Below are 21,058 nucleotides of genomic sequence, written 5' to 3' on the forward strand. Positions count from 1 at the left end.
AAAAACGGCGGGGTGATGGCCCCGCCGTTTCGCTATCAGATTGCCTCTAGCAGGCTTTCACCGCCCGACAAATCGCAGACGCCTGGGTTTTCATCCAGCTGCAGTACTTTGACTTCGCCGTCTTCGGCGTACAGCGCATAGCGTTTCGAACGGTCATAGAAACCAACGGGGGGCGCGGTGAATTCCATGCCGATCGCTTTGGTGAATTCGGATGCTGCGTCGGCTAGGAAATGAATGCCCGCGTCAGCGCCGCCAGTGGATTTCGCCCATTCAGCCATCACGAACGGATCGTTCACAGCCACGCAGATCACAGCATCAACGCCTTTGGCATCGAAATCGCCTTTGGTCCGGATAAAGCTGGGCACATGCGCTGTGGTGCAGGTGCCGGTATAGGCGCCAGGCAGGCCAAAGATCACAACCTTTTTGCCCGCTGTCAGGTCAGACATTTTCACCTGTTCGGGGCCTTCTGCGCCCATCACGCATAGGGTTGCGTCTGGCAGTTTATCACCTACTGAAATCGTCATTTGCTTTTCCTCTGTTCGCAATTGCCGCTGTTTGTTCGAACATATAGGGTCGGCCCCGAACTAGGCCATAATAATCGGGGGCTAAGATGAAACATTTCGTGGTGATCGGCGCAGGACAAGCCGGCGCAACGCTGGTCGCACGCCTACGCAGCGACGGTTTCGACGGGAAAATCACGCTGATTGGGGCGGAAAACGTGCCCCCCTACCAACGCCCCCCATTGTCCAAGGCCTATATGCTAGGTGAAATGGAGCTGTCCCGCCTGCTGCTGCGCGCACCCGACTGGTACGCAGAAAACAACATCGACCTGATGCTGGACACCCGCGTGATCGCGATTGATCCCGCTGCGCAGACCATCACCCTGCAAGGCGACCGCACGATGGCCTATGACGAACTGGCGATTTGCACGGGGTCGCACCCGCGTACCCTGCCTGCTGCCATTGGTGGTGATCTGGATCGCGTTTATACCGTGCGCGACCTGAAAGACGCCGACACGATGGCCCCCGAATTCGCGCAGGGCCGCAAACTGTTGGTCGTGGGCGGCGGATATATCGGGCTAGAGGCCGCAGCCGTCGCCGCGAAAAAGGGCTGTGATGTGACGCTGGTCGAAATGGCTCCGCGTATTTTGCAGCGCGTCGCTTGCGCGGAAACATCCGACTATTTCCGCGACCTGCACACCGCCCACGGCGTCAAAATCATCGAAGGCGTGGGCCTAACAAAACTGACCGGCACCAATGCCGTCACCGGAGCCGTGCTGACCGACGGCACCGAATTGGACGTGGATTTCGTCATCATGGGCGTGGGCATTTCGCCTGCCTCTGTGCTGGCAGACGCCGCAGGCCTGACCTGTTCCAACGGGATTGATACGGACGTGCATGGGCAAACGTCCCAGCCGCATATCTGGGCCGCTGGCGATTGCGCCAACCTGACATTCAAAGGCGAACGCATCCGCATCGAAAGCGTCGGCAACGCCATTGATCAGGCGGATGTTGTGGCCCGCAATATGCTGGGCAAAGGCGTCAGCTATGATCCCAAACCATGGTTCTGGTCGGATCAATACGACGTCAAATTACAAATCGCAGGCCTGAACATTGGCTATGACGCGGTTTATGTAAAACGCTATTCCAATGATCCGCAGTCGCGCGTGCATTGGTATTTCAAAGGCGACGAATTGATTGCCGTGGATGCCATGAATGCCGCCCGTGATTACATGGTCGGCAAACGATTGATCGAGGCTGGCAAATCCCCTGCCCCTGCCGATCTGATCGATGAATCCACAGACCTAAAGGCGCTATTACGTTGAGGATCATCGGCGGCGATCATCGCGGGCTGGCGCTGGCGTCAGTGGGCAAAGGCGACGCGGGCGCTCATCTGCGCCCCACCACCGACCGCGTGCGCGAAAGCCTGTTTAACGTTCTGATGGGCGGCAAATTCGGTGATCCCATCACCGATACCCGCGTGCTGGACCTGTTCGCGGGGACAGGCGCGTTGGGGCTAGAGGCACTGTCGCGTGGCGCGTCCCATGTCACCTTTGTTGATGACGGGCGCGTGGCGCAAAAACTGATCCGCGAAAACATCGCCAAAACACGGCGCAAAAGCGAAACCACGCTGGTTGCCCGTGATGCGACCCGTTTGGCGTCCAATCCCGATGCGCCCTATGACCTGATATTTCTGGATCCGCCTTATGGCAAATCTCTGGGCGCCAAAGCGATCGAGGCCGCCGTTACAGGCGGTTGGGTTGCCGATAATGCATTGATAGTATGGGAAGAAAACGCGCCGCAGATTGCTCCTGCGGGGTTTGCGACGCTGGACCAACGCAAATACGGCGACACCCATGTGACGTTTTTGGAAAAAGAATGATGAAACCTGATTTGGTAATTTTCGACTGCGACGGCGTGATCGTCGACAGCGAAGGCCCCACCTGCGAAGCCATCGCCGCGAACCTGTCACGCTATGGCATGGCCCTGAAACCCGAAGGCGTGCATGAACTGTTCATGGGCCGCACCCTGTACGACATTCAAGCGTCAGAAGAGGCGAATAACCTGAATTTGCCTGACAATTGGGTCGATGAACTCTACGCCGAAATGTTCGAAATCCTAAAGGGCGCGCCATTGTCCGACGGGGTGATCGACCTGTTTGATGCGCTGGAAAATCAGGGCACCGCTATTGCGATCGCATCGAACGGCGCGATGGATAAGATGAAGGTGACGCTGGGCCCGTCGGGTCTGTATGACCGCCTAAAAGACCGCATGTATTCAGGCCATACCCACGCCCCCAAACCGCAGGCTGGTATGTTGGTCGCGGCGATGGAACAGGCGGGTGCGCGTCCCGAATATACTGTGATGATTGATGACAGCACCGCAGGCGCAGGCGCGGCAAAGGCAGCTGGAACGCAGTTCTATGGCTATAGCGAACACAGCCCAGATAGCGTGCTGAAACCGCTGGGCGTCGACATCGTTTATTCGATGGCAGAGCTGAAACAGAAATTGGTGAAATAAAAAGGGCCGCAGATGCGGCCCGTTTTATTACAGATAGGTCGGGTGGAACTTACCGCCCGGCGACAGGGTGAAAATATCGGCCCCGTCTGCGGTGATCCCGATCGAATGTTCAAACTGCGCCGACAGCGATTTGTCGCGGGTCACAGCGGTCCAATCATCGGCCAAAACTTTGGTTTCAGGACGGCCAAGGTTCACCATCGGTTCGATGGTGAAGAACATGCCTTCCTCTAGCGTGGCACCGGTGCCTGCGCGGCCATAATGCAGAACGTTCGGCGCGGCGTGGAACACGCGGCCCAGACCGTGACCACAGAAATCGCGCACAACGGACATGCGGTTCGATTCCACATAGGTCTGGATCGCATTGCCGATATCGCCAAAGGTGTTGCCCGGCTTTGCGGCTTCGATCCCCAACATCAGGGAATCGTGGGTGACTTGGATCAGGCGTTCAGCTTTGCGCGGCAGTTTGCCCGCGACATACATGCGGCTGGTGTCGCCAAACCATCCATCAACGATCACGGTGACGTCGATGTTCAGGATGTCGCCTTCTTTCAGCTTTTTGTCACCAGGGATACCGTGACAGACAACGTGGTTCACGCTGATGCAGCTGGCGTGCTGATAGCCTTTGTAACCGATGGTGGCCGAGGTTGATCCGCTTTCGGTCACCATTTCAGTGATCTTTGCGTCTATTTCGCCCGTGGTCGCGCCGGTTTGGATGAACGGGATGATGTCATCCAGAATTTGCGCAGCGACTTGGCCTGCTTTGCGCATGCCGGCAAAGTCAGCGTCTTCGTAGATGCGAATTCCGTCTTTGGTCAGGCGACCGCGCAGATCTTCGTTCAATGTACCACTCCGTTCGTTATCAGGCCCTATGTAAGGCCGATGAGCCAAAAGGGCCAGACCTCAGATACCAAGGTCAAACGGGATTTCGCCCGCGATTTCGACACCTTTTGGTGAAATGCGGGTGCCCAGCGCCAAAACGCGCACCCCGTCAGCCACCGCATCGCGCAGGGCCGCAGCATATTTGGGATCGATGTCAGCCGCAGGGGTGACACGCGTGCAATCGGTGCGCTGCACCAAAAACAGCACCATCGCATCATCGCCGGCACGCGACATAGCGGCCAATTCCCCCATATGTTTCGCCCCGCGTGCCGTGACACTGTCAGGGAATTCGGCAACGCCGTTTTGGCGCATAAGAGTGACCGATTTCACCTCGATCCACAGGTCGGGGCGGCTACCGCCGGACAGATGAAAATCAACGCGGCTGTTTTCGCCGTATTTCAACTCGGGTCTGATAATGGGATAATCCGACAGCGTTGGAATTTCACGCGCCAGCAGGGCCTGTTTCAGCGCGCGGTTCGGCATAGCGGTATCGACGCCCGTAAAATGACCGTTTTCGTGGTCCACCAGTCGCCAACCGTATTTCAGTTTCTTTTTCGGATCGTCATTGGGTTCCAGCCATATTTTCATGTCCGGATCCGCAAGGCCCAACATACTGCCAGGGTTCGGGCAATGCGCGGTGATTTCTGTCCCATCCTCTAGCCGGCAATCGGCAAGGAACCGTTTATAGCGGCGGATCAGGCGGGCGGGCATTAACGGAGTGGAAAACTGCATGGCACAGACCTATACCGTTTCTTGCAACGATGGAGAAGCAGATGCCAAACCCAACCGCCGCTATTTTGATTATCGGGGATGAAATCCTTTCGGGCCGCACGCGCGAAGGTAACATGTATTATCTGGCCGGAAAGCTAACGGCGGCGGGTATCGACCTGAAAGAAACGCGGATTGTGTCAGACGACCGCGAGGCCATTGTTGGCGCGGTTCAGGCGCTAAGCACGGCCTATGACCACGTATTCACATCGGGCGGCATTGGCCCAACGCATGACGACATCACCGCCGATTGCGTTGCGGCTGCGTTCAACGATCACATCGACGTGCGCGATGACGCCTACGCCCTGCTAAAGGCGCATTATGACAGCCGCGGCTACGAATTTAATGACGCGCGCAAACGCATGGCCCGTATCCCTGACACCGCCAGCCTAATCGAAAATCCAGTGTCGATCGCCCCAGGTTTTACGATCCAGAATGTCCACGTCATGGCAGGTGTTCCATCCGTATTTCAGGCGATGGTCGCCACGGTCCTGCCGACACTGACGGGCGGTGCGCCTTTGCTATCGCAAAGCCTGCGCATCGACCGAGGCGAAGGCGATATTGCGGGGCCTCTGGCGCAACTGGCCCAAGAATTCCCAGAGCTATCGATCGGATCGTACCCATTTACCCAAAACGGGGCCTATGGATCGAATATCGTGATCCGAGGCACGGATGGCGCGATGGTTGACGAAGCGATTATAAAACTAACGGCGCTATTCCCTGCATGACAAACCCAACGGTTGCGCAACTGTACGACGTGATTGACGCCACATGGGCGCCATTCGCCAAACATCACGTCGGCGCGTTCACCATTCGCGAAGGCGCTGGTGGCGGCAGCCGTGTGTCTTGCGCAACCGGCCCTGCGGATGATGCCGGCATAGAATTAGCCGCCGCCAAGATGCGCGAACTGGGCCAAACGCCCATTTTTATGATCCGTGATGGCGATGATGAATTGGACGGTTTTCTGGCCGCGCGCGGATATCGGGTTAAAGATCCGGTTACGCTATATGCCGCGCCGGTTGATCGCATTGCCACTGACTGGACCTATAGTACAGAAATTTACGACATCTGGCCGCCTATAGCGATCCAACGTGAAATTTGGGCAAATGGCGGAATTGATGATGCACGGCTAAACGTGATGAACCGCACGACGGGTCCAAAAACCACGATTATGGGCCGTATCGGTGATATACCTGCCGGCACGGGGTTCATCGCAATCAGCGGTCAGATCGCCATGGTTCATGCGCTAGAGGTATCCCCCAATTGCCGCCGCAAAGGTGTGGCTGTACGCATCCTGCGCCGCATGGCATTCTGGGCCAAAAGCAACGGCGCAGCACATATATCTTTGGTTGTAACCGAAGCAAACTTGGCCGCTAACGCGTTGTACACTTCGTTAGGGTTTGATGTAGTAGGACATTACCATTATCGCAGTTTATAAACTGAAAGAACTTAACGGGTTATATCGCTTTTGATCGGCATTCGGCAGTTATTGATTGGTTTTTGGGTTCTTTGGCCGGTTCACGCGATCGGTCAGAGTTTGGACATGCCCGCCAGCGCAACATTGTCGTTACGCACGACCGATAGTGCCAGTTCATACGATTTTCCGGTTTCAGCCTGGACCAGCAACCATATCGATTTAGCCACCCGCGATGGGGACGTCACCCAACAGGTCTGGCGTCTATCGAATGCCTCGCTGACAACGCTGCAAATCTATGCGCCCTTGCGGCAACAATTAACGGATGCCGGTTTCGACGTCATTTTCGAATGCCGAACCGAAGCCTGTGGCGGGTTTGATTTCAGATACAATGTGGATCTGAAACACATTCCGGATATGCAGGTTGATTTAAATGATTTTAGATACTTAGCTTCTGAAAAGGACGACGAAACCGTCATCGTTTTCGTCAGCAAAACCAAAGCGGCAGGGTTCGTTCAGATCATACACATCAGCGCGTCTGAAGCAGATGTTGGTTTGTCGGTCACGGCACTTGCACCCATACAGGCCGATCTGGAAACCGCCTCTATTTCGGCTGCGCTTCAAAACGCGGGCCATGTCGTTCTGCCAGGTTTATCGTTCGAAAGCGGGTCCAGCATTCTTGCGTCCGACGGCGCCGATAGTTTGGCCGAACTTGCCGCGTTTCTAAATGACCACCCCGACTATCAGGTTGCGATTGTGGGTCACACGGACAGCTCTGGGTCTTTGCAGGCCAACATTGATCTGTCCCGCGCGCGGGCCGAGGCTGTTGTAGCGGCTCTGCTTGCTGATTACGGGGTAAATTCCAACCAGCTTGAGGCCGCAGGAATGGGATACATGTCGCCTTTGGTCAGCAACCTCACACCCGAAGGCCGCGAAAAAAACCGCCGCGTCGAAGCTGTACTGACATCGATCAACGAATAAGATTGCGATTTATGTAGTCTAGGTATTGCGCTTCCCGCCGCTGGAACCGGCATATTCAGTCCATAATCATTAGGACAAGGCAATATGGGGCATAGTCATCACCACCATCACCCCGAAAATCTGGGGGATCGCCGTATTGCTGCAGCGGTTGGCGTAAACTTGGTTCTCACGCTCGCGCAAATTATCGGCGGGATTTTATCGGGGTCTTTAGCGCTGATCGCGGACGCGCTGCATAACCTGTCCGATGCAATTTCGCTGATCATTGCCTTTGCCGCGCGGCGCATTGCCCGCAGACCAGCCGATGAAAAGATGACGTTCGGATATGGCCGTATCGAAATTGTTGCGGCGCTGATCAATTACACCACATTGATTGTGGTCGGCCTGTGGTTAGCCGTCCAAGCGGTTGAACGTTTTTTCGTTCCTCAGCCCGTCGCGGGCTAGCCGATCATTTGGCTGGCTGCCCTTGCTTTGGTTGGCGATCTGATCACTGCATTGCTGACCTATACGATGGCCAAAAACAGCATGAATATTCGTGCCGCGTTTTTGCATAATCTGGCAGATGCATTGGGGTCCATCGCGGTTATCGTTGCAGGGATCATCATCCTGACCAAAGGCTGGATGTGGATAGACCCCGCAATCACATTGATCATCGCAGGTTACATTTTGTGGATGGCCTTTACCGAAATTGGCGATTCCATTCGGGTGTTGATGATGGGGGCGCCAACATCTGTGACTCCGGCACAGGTCACAGAAACCATAACCGGTGTTGCAGGCGTTGAATCTGTTCACAATTTACGGATTTGGGACATTCAGGAACATGAAATCGAGCTGATCGCCCATGTGGTCATCGCCCCAGCCACATCGGAAACGCAGCATGGATCAAAGACGAAATTCGGCTGCGGATACATGATCAGCACGACGCTGAAATGGCCGTGCTGGAAATAGAAACGGCGCCCGAGGTATGCCCCCAGACGCCGCAATATCACTAGATTACCAGTTTTCCGGCCCTTTTTCCGCGTAGGCATGCACCAGAAAATCGATGAAAGCGCGGACTTTGGGCTGTGTGAAACGACCCGGAGGATACACGGCATAAATGCCTTGGGTTTCCATCGGCAGGTCTGGAATGGCTTCTTCAACCAGACCTTGTTTCATCGCGTCGGCGTATAGGAACGACGGCAGATACGCGATGCCCAGACCCGAAACACACGCGTTCAGCAACGATTGCCCATCATTCACGGTTAACCAGCCGGCTGTGCGCACCTGACGTTTTTCACCGCTCGGCGCAATGATTTTCCAAACGGCCGAATTGGCTTGGTTCGAATAATGCAGCAGTTTGTGATCGTTCAGATCGTCGATCTTTTGCGGACGACCGTATTTTTCGAAATAGGCAGGCGACGCGATCATGCGGCGCGTTGTTTCAGTCAGTTTGCGCGCACGCAGGGTGCTGTCTTCCAGTTCTCCGATACGGATGGCCATATCAAAGCCTTCGGAAATCAGTTCGACGTAGCGGTTGTTCAGCACCATGTTCACGGTGATGTCTGGGAATTCTTGTAGGAATTCACCCAAAACCGGCGACAAATGGTTCACGCCAAAATCAGTCGCAACCGAAATGCGCAAAAGGCCAGATGGCGCCGATTGCATTGATGTCACCAGCGCATCCGCTTCGCCTGCGTCATTCAGCACGCGGCGGGCGCGGTCGTAATACGCCAGACCGATTTCGGTGGGGCTAACGCGGCGCGTCGTGCGGTTCAGCAACCGTGCGCCCAATCTCGCCTCTAGAGCCGAGACATGTTTGGAAACGGCGGATTTCGATATCCCCATTTTCTTTGCCGCATCTGTAAACCCACCTTGGTCAACCACGGTGGCAAAGGCTTCCATTTCTGTAAGGCGATCCATACCCAGACCCTTAAATACCTAATCGTTGGACCATCTATCGTCGCCAAATCGGGCACAATCTGGGCCATGGCCTGACAATATCGCGTTATTTGTCGATAAACCTTGGCCCAAATGTATAGGTCTGGGGGTATTCAGAGCGTCGCCGCCAATCGCGTGCCTTGATTAATTGCGCGTTTCGCATCCAACTCTGCGGCGACATCCGCGCCGCCGATCACGTGGCAGGACACGCCATTTTCGATCAATGCATCGGCCAGACTGCGATCAGACAGCTGCCCCGCACACAGAACAATCGTATCGCATTCGATCAGGGTCGGGTTTTCGCGCGACTCGCCATAGGACACATGCAGACCTTCGGCGGTTATGCGTTCATAGTTCACACCGCCCTTCATGGTGACGCCTTTCATTTGCAACGCAGCGCGGTGTATCCAACCGGTTGTCTTTCCCAGCCGTCGACCCGGTTTTTCGGCCTTGCGTTGAAGCAGGGTAACCTGACGCACAGGCGCATCTGGCTGCGGACCTTCGGGGGCAAGGCCGCCAACAGCGGCCTCTGGGTCAGTGACGCCCCATTCGCGCATCCATTCTGGCAAATCGGTCGTTGGGCTATCGCCAGTGACCAGATATTCGGACACGTCGAAACCGATACCGCCGGCCCCAATCACCGCGACGCGCCCGCCGACATCGGCACCTTTTAAGACATCGATATAGGACAACACATTCGGGCCATCTTGTCCTTCGATCCCCGGATCACGCGGTACGACACCGGTTGCAATGATGACTTCGTCGAAATGTTGCAAGCTATCGACGGTCGCGGCCGTGTTCAGGCGCACGTCAACACCCGCAGCCGCGACAGACGCACTGAACCAATCAACAAGGCCCCAGAATTCCTCTTTACCCGGGACCTGTTTTGCCAAATTCAGCTGACCGCCCAGCGCATCGCCGCGTTCAAACAATGTCACGTGATGACCACGTTCTGCCGCTGTAACCGCGGCAGACATCCCTGCGGGGCCAGCCCCCACAACCGCGACTTTTTTCGCGGTCGCGGCTGGTTCAATCACCAGTTCGGTTTCATGACAGGCGCGTGGGTTCACCAAACAAGACGTCAGTTTACCGCTGAACGTGTGATCCAGACAGGCTTGGTTACAGGCAATACAGGGTGCAATCATGTCCGACTGCCCATTTTCGGCTTTGATCACGAAATCAGGATCGGCAAGGAACGGTCGCGCCATGCTGACCAGATCAGCACAGCCTTCGGCCAAGACCTGCTCAGCCACTGCTGGGGTGTTGATACGGTTTGACGTCACAATAGGGATCGACACTTTGCCCATCATCTTTTGCGTGACCCACGCAAACGCGCGGCGCGGCACGCTGGTCGCGATGGTAGGAATGCGCGCTTCGTGCCAGCCGATGCCGGTGTTCAAAATGTTCGCACCTGCGGCTTCGATGGCTTGGGCCAATTGAACGACCTCGGCATGGGTGGACCCGTTCGGGATCAGGTCGATCATCGACAGACGGTAGATAATGATGAAATCAGGCCCGACGGCATCACGGATGCGGCGCACAATTTCGACGGGCAAGCGCATACGGTTTTCATAGTCGCCGCCCCAGCGGTCCGTGCGTTTGTTTGTGTGCAGCACCAAAAACTGATTGATGAAATATCCCTCAGATCCCATCACCTCGACGCCGTCATATCCTGCCTCTTTGGCGCGGGTCGCGGCGGTGACGAAATCGGAGATCTGTTTTTCAATGCCGTCTTCATCCAATTCTTTCGGCGGGAAAGGCGAAATAGGGGATTTGATCGCAGATGCCGACACACAATCAGGGCTATAGGCATAGCGGCCCGCATGCAAAATCTGCATCGCAATTTTGCCGCCCGCATCATGAACGCGGTCCGTCACAACGCGGTGGTTGGCGATGTCTTGGTCGTTGAACAACCCAGCCGCACCGGGGAATACGCCGCCCTCTTTGTTCGGGGCCATACCGCCCGTGACCATCAGCCCGACACCGCCGCGCGCACGTGCCGCATAAAATTCAGCGACGCGGTTCCAATCTTTGGTTTCTTCCAGGCCTGTATGCATGGATCCCATAATCACGCGGTTTTTCAGCGTGGTAAAACCCAGATCCAATGGGGCCAGTAGGTGCGGATAATTGGTCATGCGTGCCTCCCTCGTTCGGGGGCAGCATGCCCAAGTCTTACGTGCGCGTCACGTGCAACGCGGCGTCAAATCACATGCTTTCAACACAGTGCCGACGGAAGGCCTGTTTCAGCAGATCCAGTTCGGCCCGCAGCAGATCGATTTCCGCCCGCAAATCATCGGCGACGGGATCGCCGCAAATGATCGAAAAACTGGATAGCGTCGCACCCGAATCTTTGTCGGCAATCACAAAGGTTTGCACGCCATCCGCCAGAACATTTGCAGGAATCGCTACGCGCACGACCCATCCATCTTGGCCCTGTTCAACCGTCACATCGTGAATTTCACGCGCCAGATGTGTCACCACGATTTGTGGCGCAACGTCTGATCCGGTTTTCAGCACGCCTTCCCAGACACCTTCGAACAAACGGGTTTTGGTCACTGTGATCATGATGATACCTTTATAGTTCGGCGCGTGGGTAGCGGCTAAAGGTGATATCGCGCACGGTCACCTGATTCATTTGCGGGCCTTCTAGGATTAAATCCACCCAGACCTTTTCAATGCGTTTTTCATTCAGTTTCGAATAGCCCAAGTCGAATTCGATCATCTGGTTATCTTGGGTCAAGGGTAATTCGCGGACGATCTGTTCGACGTTAGGACCGTGTTTGATGTTCAAACGGGCGAAAATTTCCAGCGGTTTTTCGAATTCGATGATCGGATCACACCGCACCAAATGTTTCATCCGCAACCCTTCGCAAGCCTCTGGCGGCAAATCAATTGCAAGGCTTAGGTACGACCCATCGAATTGGAATACGTCCATCCGCAACCCAAAAGGTGCCAAATCGGATTCGCGGGTATTGCGCAGCTGGCGCAGCGTCAATTCGCTGACGCGACAATCGTGATACAAGGTGACTTCATCGCCGATCTTCGATTTCGATGGGGCAGCGGCCAGACCTTTGGTGGCCAGCGGCCCGCGCCACAGCTGTGGGCGCCATGCCCAATCGGTGCCGCGCGGTGTCGGGAACAGATTCGATCCAATCGCCGGCAGCGCCAGACGGCTGTCTGCGACATAGGCAAATTCAGCGCATTTTGCCCGCAGTTTGGAAATCATTCCGCGCTCTTCACGCAAACTCGACGTGGTCGCCTGATGTGCGCCGCGCACCATGCGATCCAATTGGCGCAAAAAACGCCGTTGCGTGATTTTATCGGTCAGCCGCATGAAAGAAACGCGCCCCGTCTATTGTTTTGATATTGGCAACAAAATCTCATGCGGCAGGTAAAGGTCAAGATACTGACCAGCGGTTTTGGGAATGTTTGCAACAAGTTCCCCCCAAGTCACAGCCCGAAGTTTGCGACAACTGACCCTACGTCGATTGCATTTCAATCAAAGGGCGCTTATTTCCCTGACCAACTAGGAACAAAGGCACGTGATATGAACTGGATTACCAACTACGTCCGCCCAACCATCAATTCGCTGTTTTCCCGCCGCGAGGTGCCTGAAAACCTGTGGACGAAATGTGGTGAATGCGGAACGATGCTGTTCCACCGCGAATTTGCCGACAACCTGAATGTCTGCACGAACTGCGGACATCACATGGCGATCACGCCGCGCGCGCGTTTCGCTGCCCTGTTTGACAACGGCAATTTCAAAGAGGTCAAAGTCCCGACCCCGATCGAGGATCCTTTGAAATTCCGCGATCAGAAAAAATACACAGACCGCATGAAAGCCGCGCAGAAAAACACCGGCGAAAAAGAGGCGATGCTGGTTGCCGAAGGCGACATTCACGGCACGCCGATTGTCGCTGCTGCGCAGGATTTCAGCTTTATGGGCGGGTCCATGTCCATGTTCGTCGGCAACGCGATCATCGCGGCCGCTGAACGCGCGATCGAACTGAAACGCCCTCTGGTTTTGTTTTCGGCCGCTGGCGGCGCCCGCATGCAAGAGGGCATCCTGTCCCTAATGCAAATGCCGCGCACCACGATTGCCGTCGACATGCTGAAAGAGGCAGGCCTGCCTTACATCGTCGTCCTGACCCACCCAACCACGGGCGGCGTAACTGCATCCTACGCGATGCTGGGTGACGTTCAGATCGCAGAACCAAACGCGCTGATCTGTTTCGCTGGCCCCCGCGTGATCGAACAAACGATCCGCGAAAAACTGCCCGAAGGTTTCCAACGCGCCGAATACCTGCTGGACCACGGCATGCTGGACCGCGTGACCCCGCGCGGCGAAATGAAAAACGAACTGGCAAACATCATCCGCATGCTGACAGGCATGGATGCCATCGCCGCGGCAGAGGAAGAAGCCCCTGCTCCGGTTGAAGAAACGCCAGCCGAAACAGAAACTCCAGCCGAATAATCCGCGGCCTATACGCGGCAGATGGACACAAACATGACGTCGGATGTTATCCTTGAACGGTTGATGACCCTCCACCCAAAGGTCATCGATCTGGTACTTGATCGTGTTTGGCGCCTGTTGGACGCGCTGGGAAATCCGCAAAATGACCTGCCGCCCGTGATCCACATCGCGGGCACCAATGGCAAAGGCTCGACCCAAGCCATGATCCGCGCAGGCCTGGAGGCGGACGGCAAAAAGGTACACGCCTATACATCGCCCCATCTGGCGCGTTTTCACGAACGGATCCGTCTCGCGGGCGAACTGATTTCCGAACCCGCGCTGATGGCCGCGCTCGAAGAATGCGAAAAGGCGAACGGCGGCGAACCGATCACCTATTTCGAAATCACGACCTGTGCCGCGATTTTGGCGATGGCGCGGACCCCCGCAGATTATACGCTGCTCGAAGTCGGATTAGGCGGACGCCTAGACGCGACAAACGTTATTGCGAAACCTGCGCTCACAATCATCACGCCCGTGTCCATCGACCACGAACAGTTCCTCGGCAACACCCTGACCGCGATCGCAGGCGAAAAGGCGGGCATCATCAAACGCGGCGTTCCGGTCATCGTTGGCCCCCAACAGGACGAAGCGATGGACGTGATCGAACGCACCGCCATGAAACTGGGCGCACCGATGATGGCTTACGGTCAACATTGGCACGTCGGCACCGAACATGGCCGCATGACTTACCAAGACGACAACGGCCTGCTTGACCTGCCGCGCCCAAACCTTCCGGGCGATCACCAAATTCAAAACGCAGGCGCAGCGCTCACAGCCCTACGATACTTGGGATGTTCCGATGCGTCATTTGACGGTGCCGTGACAGGCGTTCAATGGCCCGCCCGCATGCAGCGCCTGAAAACCGGCCCGTTGGTCGACGCTGCCGGCACCTGCGAACTCTGGCTGGACGGCGGACATAACCCCGCTGGCGGCACTGCGGTCGCAGCCACTCTATCGGCGCTTCCACAACGCCCGACCCACCTGATCTGCGGTATGATCAATACCAAAGACGTCAGCGGCTACATGCGTCCTTTGGCAAATGTCGCCCAATCTATCCAATGCGTCACGATCCCTGACGAACCAAACAGCTTTGACGCATCCGTTTTGGCCGACGCCGCCGAAAACGCAGGGTTTGCAGATACGACAACCGCAACATCGGTATCGCTCGCCGTGGAAAAGATCGCTCAGTCGGACCCGACAGCGCGCATCCTGATCTGCGGCTCGCTTTATCTTGCTGGCCACATTTTGCGCGCCAACGGATAATCCCGCGCCAAACCCGAGCGCCCCAAGGCGCGAGACAAATAAAACGCAGCTTGCTGCACAATTTAACAGCACCAGCACCAATTCTATCCTTCTGAACGAATCACACCACTTGACCGCGAATCACCCACGCAGTTAGATTCGGTTCAGAATTCGTCATTCGGCGCATCGCGCCCCATGGCACAACGTCCAGGCAGGGCGGGGAGGCGGGCTAATTTGGGCTCGTCTTTCTGTTTTAGCCGACAGTTTCAGCGGTTCACAAAAAATCGTCGCTGCGCACGAATCAATCTCGCCTCTGGGTTTGACTTGATTCGCCTGATTCTACTACATATGGACAAAGCTATGATTTCAGCCCCGCCTGCCAGCGGGATTGGATAGATAAAGTAGCAGCGCAGACGGGGGACATTATATGTTGCGTTTTTCGGCAGTTTTTTCTGCTATTTTTATTCTTATTCAAACCATTTCCGCTCAGGCGCAAACCGTTGCGATCACCGAAGATCTGCCTCAGGTATCGTTCTCTATCAACGGTCAAAGCTTTACCGTTGCCCGCATTCAAGACACCGAACATCAACTGACGGGCGATTTCACAAAAACATCGCGTGCCTGCCCGCCATTTTGCATTCAACCGATGACGGCTGCCCCTGGCGTTGAAACTGTGGGCGAACTAGAGCTGTTGGATTTCCTTCAAAACCAGGTTGCTGGCGGCACCGGTTTGCTGATCGACGCCCGTGTGCCTGACTTTTACAACACCGGCGCCATTCCCGGCGCAGTGAACGTACCGTTCAACGCACTAGAGTCCGACAACCCCTATCGCGATGACATCATGCGTGCGCTTGGCGCTGTAGACAGCGGCGACGGCCTCGATTTTTCTAACGTCTATGACCTTATGCTGTACTGCAACGGTCCTTGGTGCGGTCAGTCAAAGCACGCTATCGATGGCCTGCTAGACGCAGGTTATCCCGCTGATCGACTGTTTTATTATCGTGGCGGCATGCAAAATTGGCTTCTGTTGGGGCTAACCACCGTAACGCCGGCCAATGGCGGCTGATTTCGCGCAGGAGTTCCTATGATCCGTATTGTACTTGCCTTTTTTGCCACCGCCGTCATCGTTTGCGCCGCAATCGTCTTTGCTCCCATTGGGAATGACGATGATCCTGCGCAAACCGACGTAACCCGTACGCAATCGCAGACCGTCACCTCACCGTCTTTGGCCCCAGCAATCGCTGGCCAGAACACCTCGGACGGTCTCGCCGTTAGCGCCGCGTCGCGCATTTTGGCCGCGACTGGCGGCGCTGTCCAACCAGAGCCATCGATTAAAACCGACAATAGCAGCATTTCCGATACCACGGCTGGGGTTTTGTCCGCGCTAGGTTTGGCAACGGGGGCCCCCGCGCCGACGCCTGCGTCCACGACCGGCGATGACCAAATGATGAACATGACCGCAGGTGCATTGGCCGGCATTCGTGCCATCACAGGCCAACCCGCCGCAGAAACCGTCGAATCGAACAGCCTTCAGTCTCTGGTCGCCAAAGCGCTACAAGAAGGACAGAACGACGCCTACATTGATGCGCTACTGAACGAAGCCGCCCAAGCAGGCGACGTCAGCGTTCCAGCGATGCTTGTCACGTCCGATGGACGCGTCGACACCTCTACGCTGCTTGCCTCGATTGTGCAGCAAGCCACGACGATGACCACAGGTCAGGCACCCGCTGCGCCGACGACCCCGCTGGGCGCAGCTGACGGGGTAGAGGTTCGTGTCGTTCAGCGTGCAGGTACAACCGAGCAATATAAATTTTACACCGTGGCCGAAGGCGACAGCTTGGGGTCCATTGCGGTGAAATTCTACGGATCGGTCGAATTTTACCCCAAAATTTTCGAAGCGAACCGCCAAATCCTATCGTCGCCCGATCGCGTTCAGGCGGGCCAACGACTGGTCATTCCATAAAGCGAAAGGCGGGGATTTCCCCGCCTTTTTCATTCCTTGGGGTCTTTGCCCCAATTTGCGTCCTGCATTTCCCGCAACCGGCTGGCCGTGCGTTCAAATTCAAAAACGCCCTCGCCTTCTAGATACAGGGTTTCAGGCTCGGATGCGGCGGAACAGATGACTTCGACTTTGGCTTCGTATAGGGCGTCGATCAGCGTCACGAAACGTTTGGCTTCGTTGAAATTGGATCGGCTTAGGGCGGGGATTTCTTCGATGATCAGCACGCGCACGGATTCGGCGATGGCCAGATAATCCGCCGCGCCCAGCATTTTCCCGCACAGATCAAAAAACGTCGCCCGCGCCACGCCATTACAGAACCCCGGCAGGGTCACATCGCGTTTTTTGACGCGCAGCACCAAAGGATGCCCCTGATCACCCGCGAAATCATCCCAGATCGCACGCACCGCCGCGCGGTTTTCGGCGTTCAACGGGGTGAAATAGCGTTTCGTATCCTGCAAACGTCCCTGACGGTGATCCGTGTCGCTGACCAGTTCGCGGATTTCCATGCGGTCTTTGACCAATGCGATGAACGGCAAAAACAGCTGACGGTTCAGACCGTTTTTATACAGATCGTCAGGAATACGGTTCGACGTCGTCACAATCGTCACACCCGCATCAAACAGTTTTTCAAACAACCTCCCCACCAGCATCGCATCCGTGATGTCGGTGATCTGCATTTCATCGAACGCTAGGAACCGCACGTCTTTGGCTAGGTTTTCGGCCACGGGGCCAATCGCGTCTTCGACGCCTGCGGCGCGGGCTTTGGCCAGTTCATCGTGGACCCACTGCATAAACGCGTGGAAATGTTCACGGCGTTTGGGGGCGTCGACCATCGAATAGACCAGATCCATCAACATGGATTTGCCCCGCCCGACACCGCCCCATAGGTACAGGCCCTGAACGGGTTCATAGGTCGCTTTGCGGAACAGCCCCTTTTTCACAGGGGGCTGAGCCAACCCGTGGCGCACGCGTTCCAACGCATCCAGCACCGTTTCCTGCGCGGGGTCAGGTTTCAGACGTCCTTCGGCGACGCCTTGGCGATATGCTTCGATCACTGTGGTCATGGTCGGGACATACCCCTGCTGCAAAACAAAAGAAAGCGGGTCATACACAAACGGAATTCCTGCCATCACAATTTTGCATTGCGCGTCTGGTGTTTGCACATTGACGCAGCATTTCCCGCCAGACAAAGCTGTGCGGCATGAAACAGTCTATCTTTACCCCCGTTCTGATCGTCGGCTGCCTGATCATCATGATCAGCTTTGCGGTCCGTGCGTCCTTTGGCGTTTTTCAGATTCCGATCGCCACTGAAAACGGTTGGCTAAGGTCAGACTTTAGTTTGGCGATTGCGATCCAGAACCTTGCGTGGGGGTTTGGTCAGCCGATTTTCGGCGCGATTGCCGAAAAGATTGGCGACCGCAAGGCGATCATTATGGGCGCTGTGGTCTATGCCGTTGGCCTGATCCTGTCGGCGGGCGCGACATTGCCCATTCAGCACCAACTGTACGAAGTTTTGGTCGGCTTCGGCATCGCGGGCACGGGTTTTGGCGTCATTCTGGCTGTCGTGGGCCGCGCCAGCAGCGATGAAAACCGATCGATGAGCCTTGCCATCGCCACCGCTGCAGGGTCCGCGGGTCAGGTCATCGGCGCCCCAATCGCCGAGGCGATGTTGCAGGTCATGTCGTGGCAGGTGGTGTTCCTGTGGTTTGCCGCTGCGATCCTTGCGTCGCTGCTGTTGCTGCCGTTCATGCGCGCACCGCAAGCCGCATCCAAGGCCGAGCTAGAGGAATCCATGGGCGCCATCCTGACCCGCGCGTTCAAAGATCCGTCCTACACCATGATCTTTCTAGGGTTCTTTTCCTGCGGCTATCAGCTCGCGTTTATCACCGCACATTTCCCCGCCTTTGTGGCCGAGGTCTGCGGCCCTATCGCCGCGGGCGGCATTCTGTCTTCGGTCGGAGTAAACACCACATCCGCCTTGGGCGCAGTTGCGATTTCGCTGATCGGGCTGGCCAATATCGTGGGCACGCTGACGGCGGGATATCTGGGCAAACGATACACGAAAAAATACCTTCTGGCGGGCGTATACGCGGGCCGTACCGTCGTTGCGGCGTGGTTTATCCTGACGCCGATGACACCAACGACCGTGATCGTGTTTTCGGTCCTGATGGGGTCGCTATGGTTGGCCACAGTCCCGCTGACATCGGGGTTGGTCGCGCATCTATACGGCCTGCGCTACATGGGCACGCTGTATGGCATCGTGTTCTTTAGCCACCAGTTGGGCAGCTTTATGGGCGTGTGGCTGGGAGGGAAACTGTACGACCTATACGGCAGCTATGATGCTGTTTGGTGGGTCGGAGTGGGCGTTGGGGCGTTTTCGGCGCTGGTACATCTGCCCATCCGCGAAAATCGCCCCACCGCAATAGCTTAGGCCGCTTCGGATTCCGATAGCACACCTTCGGATACCAGACGATCTGCCCACGCCTGAGGGCCGGTAAACAGATGCGTTTGCCACCCGCGCGCGTCGGCGGCTTTGATGTTGTCGACGCGGTCATCGGTGAACAACAGACCGCTGGGCGCAATGCCGCAATCCTGTTCGACCATTTCGTAAATGCGCGCCTCTGGTTTGATCACACCCATATGGCCCGACACATAGCGGCGATCGAATTCTTCTAGGAACGGGTATTCGCGTTCGCCCAATTCGAACGTCTGAATGCCGAAATTGGTCAGCGCAAAAACGGGCACGCCCGCCGCACGCAAGGCACGCAGCAAACGCACCGAATGATCAATCGCGGGCGACGCCATTTCGATCCAGCGACTGTGCCACATCATGATTTCGTCATGCCATTGCGGATATTTCGCGGCGGTCGCCTCAACGGCCTCTAGCCAGTTGTCACCACGGTCCACGCCGTCGTTCATGCCGTGCAGGTCCACCTCGGCGAACATTTCTTTACGGCGCTCTTCGCCGATGACTTTGTCATACAGGCGTTCGGGTTGCCATTCGATCAGCACATTGCCGATGTCGAAAATGACGGCTTCGATGCTCATTACAAACCTCGTTTAATTCGTTGTAGTTCGCGTTCCAACGCGTCCAGAAAACGCGAACGGTCTGCTTTGGAAAACGGTTTCCCGCCGCCCTGACGGAATGGATCGGCGGACCGTAGATCTGCCATCAAATCGCGAGTCGCCAGAACGTTGCCGATATTGGCTTGGGTTAGGGCTTCGCCATTGTGTTTCAGGACCCGGGCGCCGGATTCGATGCATTTTGCGGCCAGCGGAATGTCGCCCGTGATCACCACATCGCCGGCTGTCGCGCGGTCTGCGATCCACATGTCGGCGATATCGGGGCCTTCGGGGACGATCACGTTTTCGACCAGCGGGTTTTGCGACGGGCGCAGACCGCCGTTAGACACGACAAACATGCGCGTGCCATGGCGGGTGCCGACCCGTTCAACCTCTGCCTTTACCGGACAGGCGTCCGCATCCACATAGATCACGCGTAGAGAGCCTCTGCATGGAATGCGACGTGATCCTCTAGGAATGATGTCACAAAGAAATAGCTGTGATCATAGCCTGGCTGCAGGCGCAGGGTTGCGGCCTTGCGGCGTTCGGCAACAGCGGCCCACAGGTTTTCTGTCATCAGGTAATCGGCGTATTGGTCGTTTGCGCCTGTATCCACAAGCAGCGGGATATCCAGACCAACATTGCGCATCATCAACGTCGCATCGTGACGTTCCCAAGTAGATTCGTCGCTGCCCAGATAATTGGTAAACTGAGGACGGCCCCAATCACCGGCGGTCGGGTTACAGATTGGCGAAAACGCGGACACAGACCGATACTGCGGGACATTCATCGCCAGCGTCAGCGCGCCATGGCCACCCATCGAATGGCCCGTGATGGATTGGCGTTCTTCGTCCACGGCAAAATTGTTGGTGATGATTTGCGGCAGTTCGCTGGTCACATAATCAAACATGTTGAAATGCGGAGCCCAAGGTTTTTGGGTGGCATTCACATAAAAACCAGCGCCTTGGCCCATGTCATAGGCGTCATCATTGGCCACGCCTTCGCCGCGCGGGGACGTGTCGGGAAACGCCAGCGCGATGCCATGTTCGGCGGCCCAAACCTGAGCGCCCGCTTTGACCATTGCGTTTTCATGGGTGCAGGTCAGGCCCGCCAGAAACCATAGAACCGGAACGGGGGCGTGTTCGGCTTCTTCTGGTAGGAACAGGCCAAAGGTCATATCGGTGCCCGTCGCGTCCGATGCGTGTTTGTAAACGCCCTGAACGCCGCCGTAGCAACGGCTTTCTGAAATGGTTTCCATGTTA

Annotated in this window: 22 protein-coding genes and 1 pseudogene; 12 read left to right on the forward strand and 11 right to left on the reverse strand. The window is 56.3% G+C overall.

Features of this window, described 5'->3' with window-relative positions:
* Positions 1-35 precede the first annotated feature (35 nt).
* Complete coding sequence (locus tag ACXAGA_RS04100) at positions 36-524, reverse strand: redoxin family protein (protein WP_475116252.1); 489 nt, start codon at positions 522-524, stop codon at positions 36-38.
* 86 nt (positions 525-610) lie between these two features.
* Between ACXAGA_RS04100 and ACXAGA_RS04105 the strand changes: the two genes are divergently transcribed.
* Genes ACXAGA_RS04105 through ACXAGA_RS04115 form a run of 3 tightly spaced genes read left to right on the forward strand, consistent with a single transcriptional unit; the run spans position 611 to position 3,020 of the window.
* Positions 611-1,825: an NAD(P)/FAD-dependent oxidoreductase gene (locus tag ACXAGA_RS04105; RefSeq protein ID WP_475116253.1), complete on the forward strand. Its 1,215-nt coding sequence runs from the start codon at positions 611-613 to the stop codon at positions 1,823-1,825.
* On the forward strand, positions 1,822-2,382 hold the full coding sequence (gene rsmD / locus ACXAGA_RS04110; RefSeq protein WP_475116254.1) for a 16S rRNA (guanine(966)-N(2))-methyltransferase RsmD: 561 nt from the start codon (positions 1,822-1,824) through the stop codon (positions 2,380-2,382). The genes ACXAGA_RS04105 and rsmD overlap by 4 nt, the downstream gene beginning before the upstream one ends.
* Positions 2,379-3,020 (forward strand): HAD family hydrolase, encoded by a 642-nt coding sequence (locus tag ACXAGA_RS04115; RefSeq protein WP_475116255.1) that lies wholly within the window; start codon positions 2,379-2,381, stop codon positions 3,018-3,020. The genes rsmD and ACXAGA_RS04115 overlap by 4 nt, the downstream gene beginning before the upstream one ends.
* Positions 3,021-3,047: 27 nt before the next feature.
* Here the strand turns inward: ACXAGA_RS04115 and map are convergent, their stop codons facing one another.
* The gene (gene map / locus ACXAGA_RS04120; protein WP_086451205.1) at positions 3,048-3,860 is read right to left on the reverse strand and encodes a type I methionyl aminopeptidase; all 813 of its coding nucleotides are present in this window, start codon (positions 3,858-3,860) and stop codon (positions 3,048-3,050) included.
* Between the two features lie 60 nt (positions 3,861-3,920).
* Positions 3,921-4,631: a DNA/RNA nuclease SfsA gene (sfsA, locus tag ACXAGA_RS04125; protein WP_475116256.1), complete on the reverse strand. Its 711-nt coding sequence runs from the start codon at positions 4,629-4,631 to the stop codon at positions 3,921-3,923.
* A gap of 41 nt (positions 4,632-4,672) precedes the next feature.
* Here sfsA and ACXAGA_RS04130 point away from each other — a divergent pair, with 41 nt between their 5' ends.
* The 4 genes and pseudogenes from ACXAGA_RS04130 to ACXAGA_RS04145 all read left to right on the forward strand — a co-directional run bounded on the left by ACXAGA_RS04130 (position 4,673) and on the right by ACXAGA_RS04145 (position 8,007).
* Positions 4,673-5,395, forward strand: coding sequence for a competence/damage-inducible protein A (locus ACXAGA_RS04130; RefSeq protein ID WP_475116257.1), 723 nt, complete (start codon positions 4,673-4,675; stop codon positions 5,393-5,395).
* Positions 5,392-6,105 (forward strand): GNAT family N-acetyltransferase, encoded by a 714-nt coding sequence (locus ACXAGA_RS04135; RefSeq protein ID WP_475116258.1) that lies wholly within the window; start codon positions 5,392-5,394, stop codon positions 6,103-6,105. The genes ACXAGA_RS04130 and ACXAGA_RS04135 overlap by 4 nt, the downstream gene beginning before the upstream one ends.
* Before the next feature lie 105 nt (positions 6,106-6,210).
* Positions 6,211-7,062 (forward strand): OmpA family protein, encoded by an 852-nt coding sequence (locus tag ACXAGA_RS04140; RefSeq protein WP_475116259.1) that lies wholly within the window; start codon positions 6,211-6,213, stop codon positions 7,060-7,062.
* 84 nt (positions 7,063-7,146) lie between these two features.
* Positions 7,147-8,007: pseudogene (locus ACXAGA_RS04145) on the forward strand (cation diffusion facilitator family transporter).
* Positions 8,008-8,052: 45 nt separating this feature from the next.
* Here ACXAGA_RS04145 and ACXAGA_RS04150 read toward each other — a convergent pair.
* The 4 genes from ACXAGA_RS04150 to ACXAGA_RS04165 all read right to left on the reverse strand — a co-directional run bounded on the left by ACXAGA_RS04150 (position 8,053) and on the right by ACXAGA_RS04165 (position 12,310).
* Complete coding sequence (locus tag ACXAGA_RS04150) at positions 8,053-8,958, reverse strand: LysR family transcriptional regulator (protein WP_475116260.1); 906 nt, start codon at positions 8,956-8,958, stop codon at positions 8,053-8,055.
* 131 nt (positions 8,959-9,089) lie between these two features.
* Entirely contained in the window at positions 9,090-11,111 is a 2,022-nt protein-coding gene (locus ACXAGA_RS04155; protein WP_475116261.1) for an FAD-dependent oxidoreductase, read from the reverse strand.
* Positions 11,112-11,181: 70 nt separating this feature from the next.
* Complete coding sequence (locus ACXAGA_RS04160) at positions 11,182-11,541, reverse strand: hypothetical protein (protein ID WP_475116262.1); 360 nt, start codon at positions 11,539-11,541, stop codon at positions 11,182-11,184.
* 10 nt (positions 11,542-11,551) lie between these two features.
* Complete coding sequence (locus tag ACXAGA_RS04165; protein ID WP_475116263.1) at positions 11,552-12,310, reverse strand: DUF6478 family protein; 759 nt, start codon at positions 12,308-12,310, stop codon at positions 11,552-11,554.
* 213 nt (positions 12,311-12,523) lie between these two features.
* On the opposite strand from ACXAGA_RS04165, the gene accD reads away from it, so the two are divergent.
* The 4 genes from accD to ACXAGA_RS04185 all read left to right on the forward strand — a co-directional run bounded on the left by accD (position 12,524) and on the right by ACXAGA_RS04185 (position 16,694).
* On the forward strand, positions 12,524-13,450 hold the full coding sequence (gene accD, locus ACXAGA_RS04170; protein ID WP_475116264.1) for an acetyl-CoA carboxylase, carboxyltransferase subunit beta: 927 nt from the start codon (positions 12,524-12,526) through the stop codon (positions 13,448-13,450).
* A gap of 33 nt (positions 13,451-13,483) precedes the next feature.
* Complete coding sequence (locus ACXAGA_RS04175; RefSeq protein WP_475116265.1) at positions 13,484-14,752, forward strand: bifunctional folylpolyglutamate synthase/dihydrofolate synthase; 1,269 nt, start codon at positions 13,484-13,486, stop codon at positions 14,750-14,752.
* A gap of 406 nt (positions 14,753-15,158) precedes the next feature.
* Positions 15,159-15,797: a rhodanese-like domain-containing protein gene (locus tag ACXAGA_RS04180; RefSeq protein WP_475116266.1), complete on the forward strand. Its 639-nt coding sequence runs from the start codon at positions 15,159-15,161 to the stop codon at positions 15,795-15,797.
* Between the two features lie 18 nt (positions 15,798-15,815).
* Entirely contained in the window at positions 15,816-16,694 is an 879-nt protein-coding gene (locus ACXAGA_RS04185) for a LysM peptidoglycan-binding domain-containing protein (protein WP_475116267.1), read from the forward strand.
* 29 nt (positions 16,695-16,723) lie between these two features.
* On the opposite strand, the gene zapE is transcribed toward ACXAGA_RS04185, so the two are convergent.
* Positions 16,724-17,797 (reverse strand): cell division protein ZapE, encoded by a 1,074-nt coding sequence (zapE, locus tag ACXAGA_RS04190; protein WP_475116814.1) that lies wholly within the window; start codon positions 17,795-17,797, stop codon positions 16,724-16,726.
* Between the two features lie 137 nt (positions 17,798-17,934).
* Here zapE and ACXAGA_RS04195 point away from each other — a divergent pair, with 137 nt between their 5' ends.
* Positions 17,935-19,164 (forward strand): MFS transporter, encoded by a 1,230-nt coding sequence (locus ACXAGA_RS04195; RefSeq protein ID WP_475116268.1) that lies wholly within the window; start codon positions 17,935-17,937, stop codon positions 19,162-19,164.
* On the opposite strand, the gene ACXAGA_RS04200 is transcribed toward ACXAGA_RS04195, so the two are convergent.
* From ACXAGA_RS04200 to fghA, 3 genes are read right to left on the reverse strand one after another with little or no spacing between them, the layout of a single operon-like run.
* Positions 19,161-19,781: an HAD family hydrolase gene (locus tag ACXAGA_RS04200; RefSeq protein ID WP_475116269.1), complete on the reverse strand. Its 621-nt coding sequence runs from the start codon at positions 19,779-19,781 to the stop codon at positions 19,161-19,163. The genes ACXAGA_RS04195 and ACXAGA_RS04200 overlap by 4 nt on opposite strands.
* Complete coding sequence (locus ACXAGA_RS04205) at positions 19,781-20,230, reverse strand: YaiI/YqxD family protein (protein WP_475116270.1); 450 nt, start codon at positions 20,228-20,230, stop codon at positions 19,781-19,783. The genes ACXAGA_RS04200 and ACXAGA_RS04205 overlap by 1 nt, the downstream gene beginning before the upstream one ends.
* A complete protein-coding gene (gene fghA / locus ACXAGA_RS04210) occupies positions 20,227-21,054 on the reverse strand; it encodes an S-formylglutathione hydrolase (RefSeq protein WP_475116271.1) in 828 nt (275 codons plus the stop codon). The genes ACXAGA_RS04205 and fghA overlap by 4 nt, the downstream gene beginning before the upstream one ends.
* Positions 21,055-21,058 lie beyond the last annotated feature (4 nt).

The organism is Marivivens sp. ABH4_498 (genome assembly GCF_056160585.1).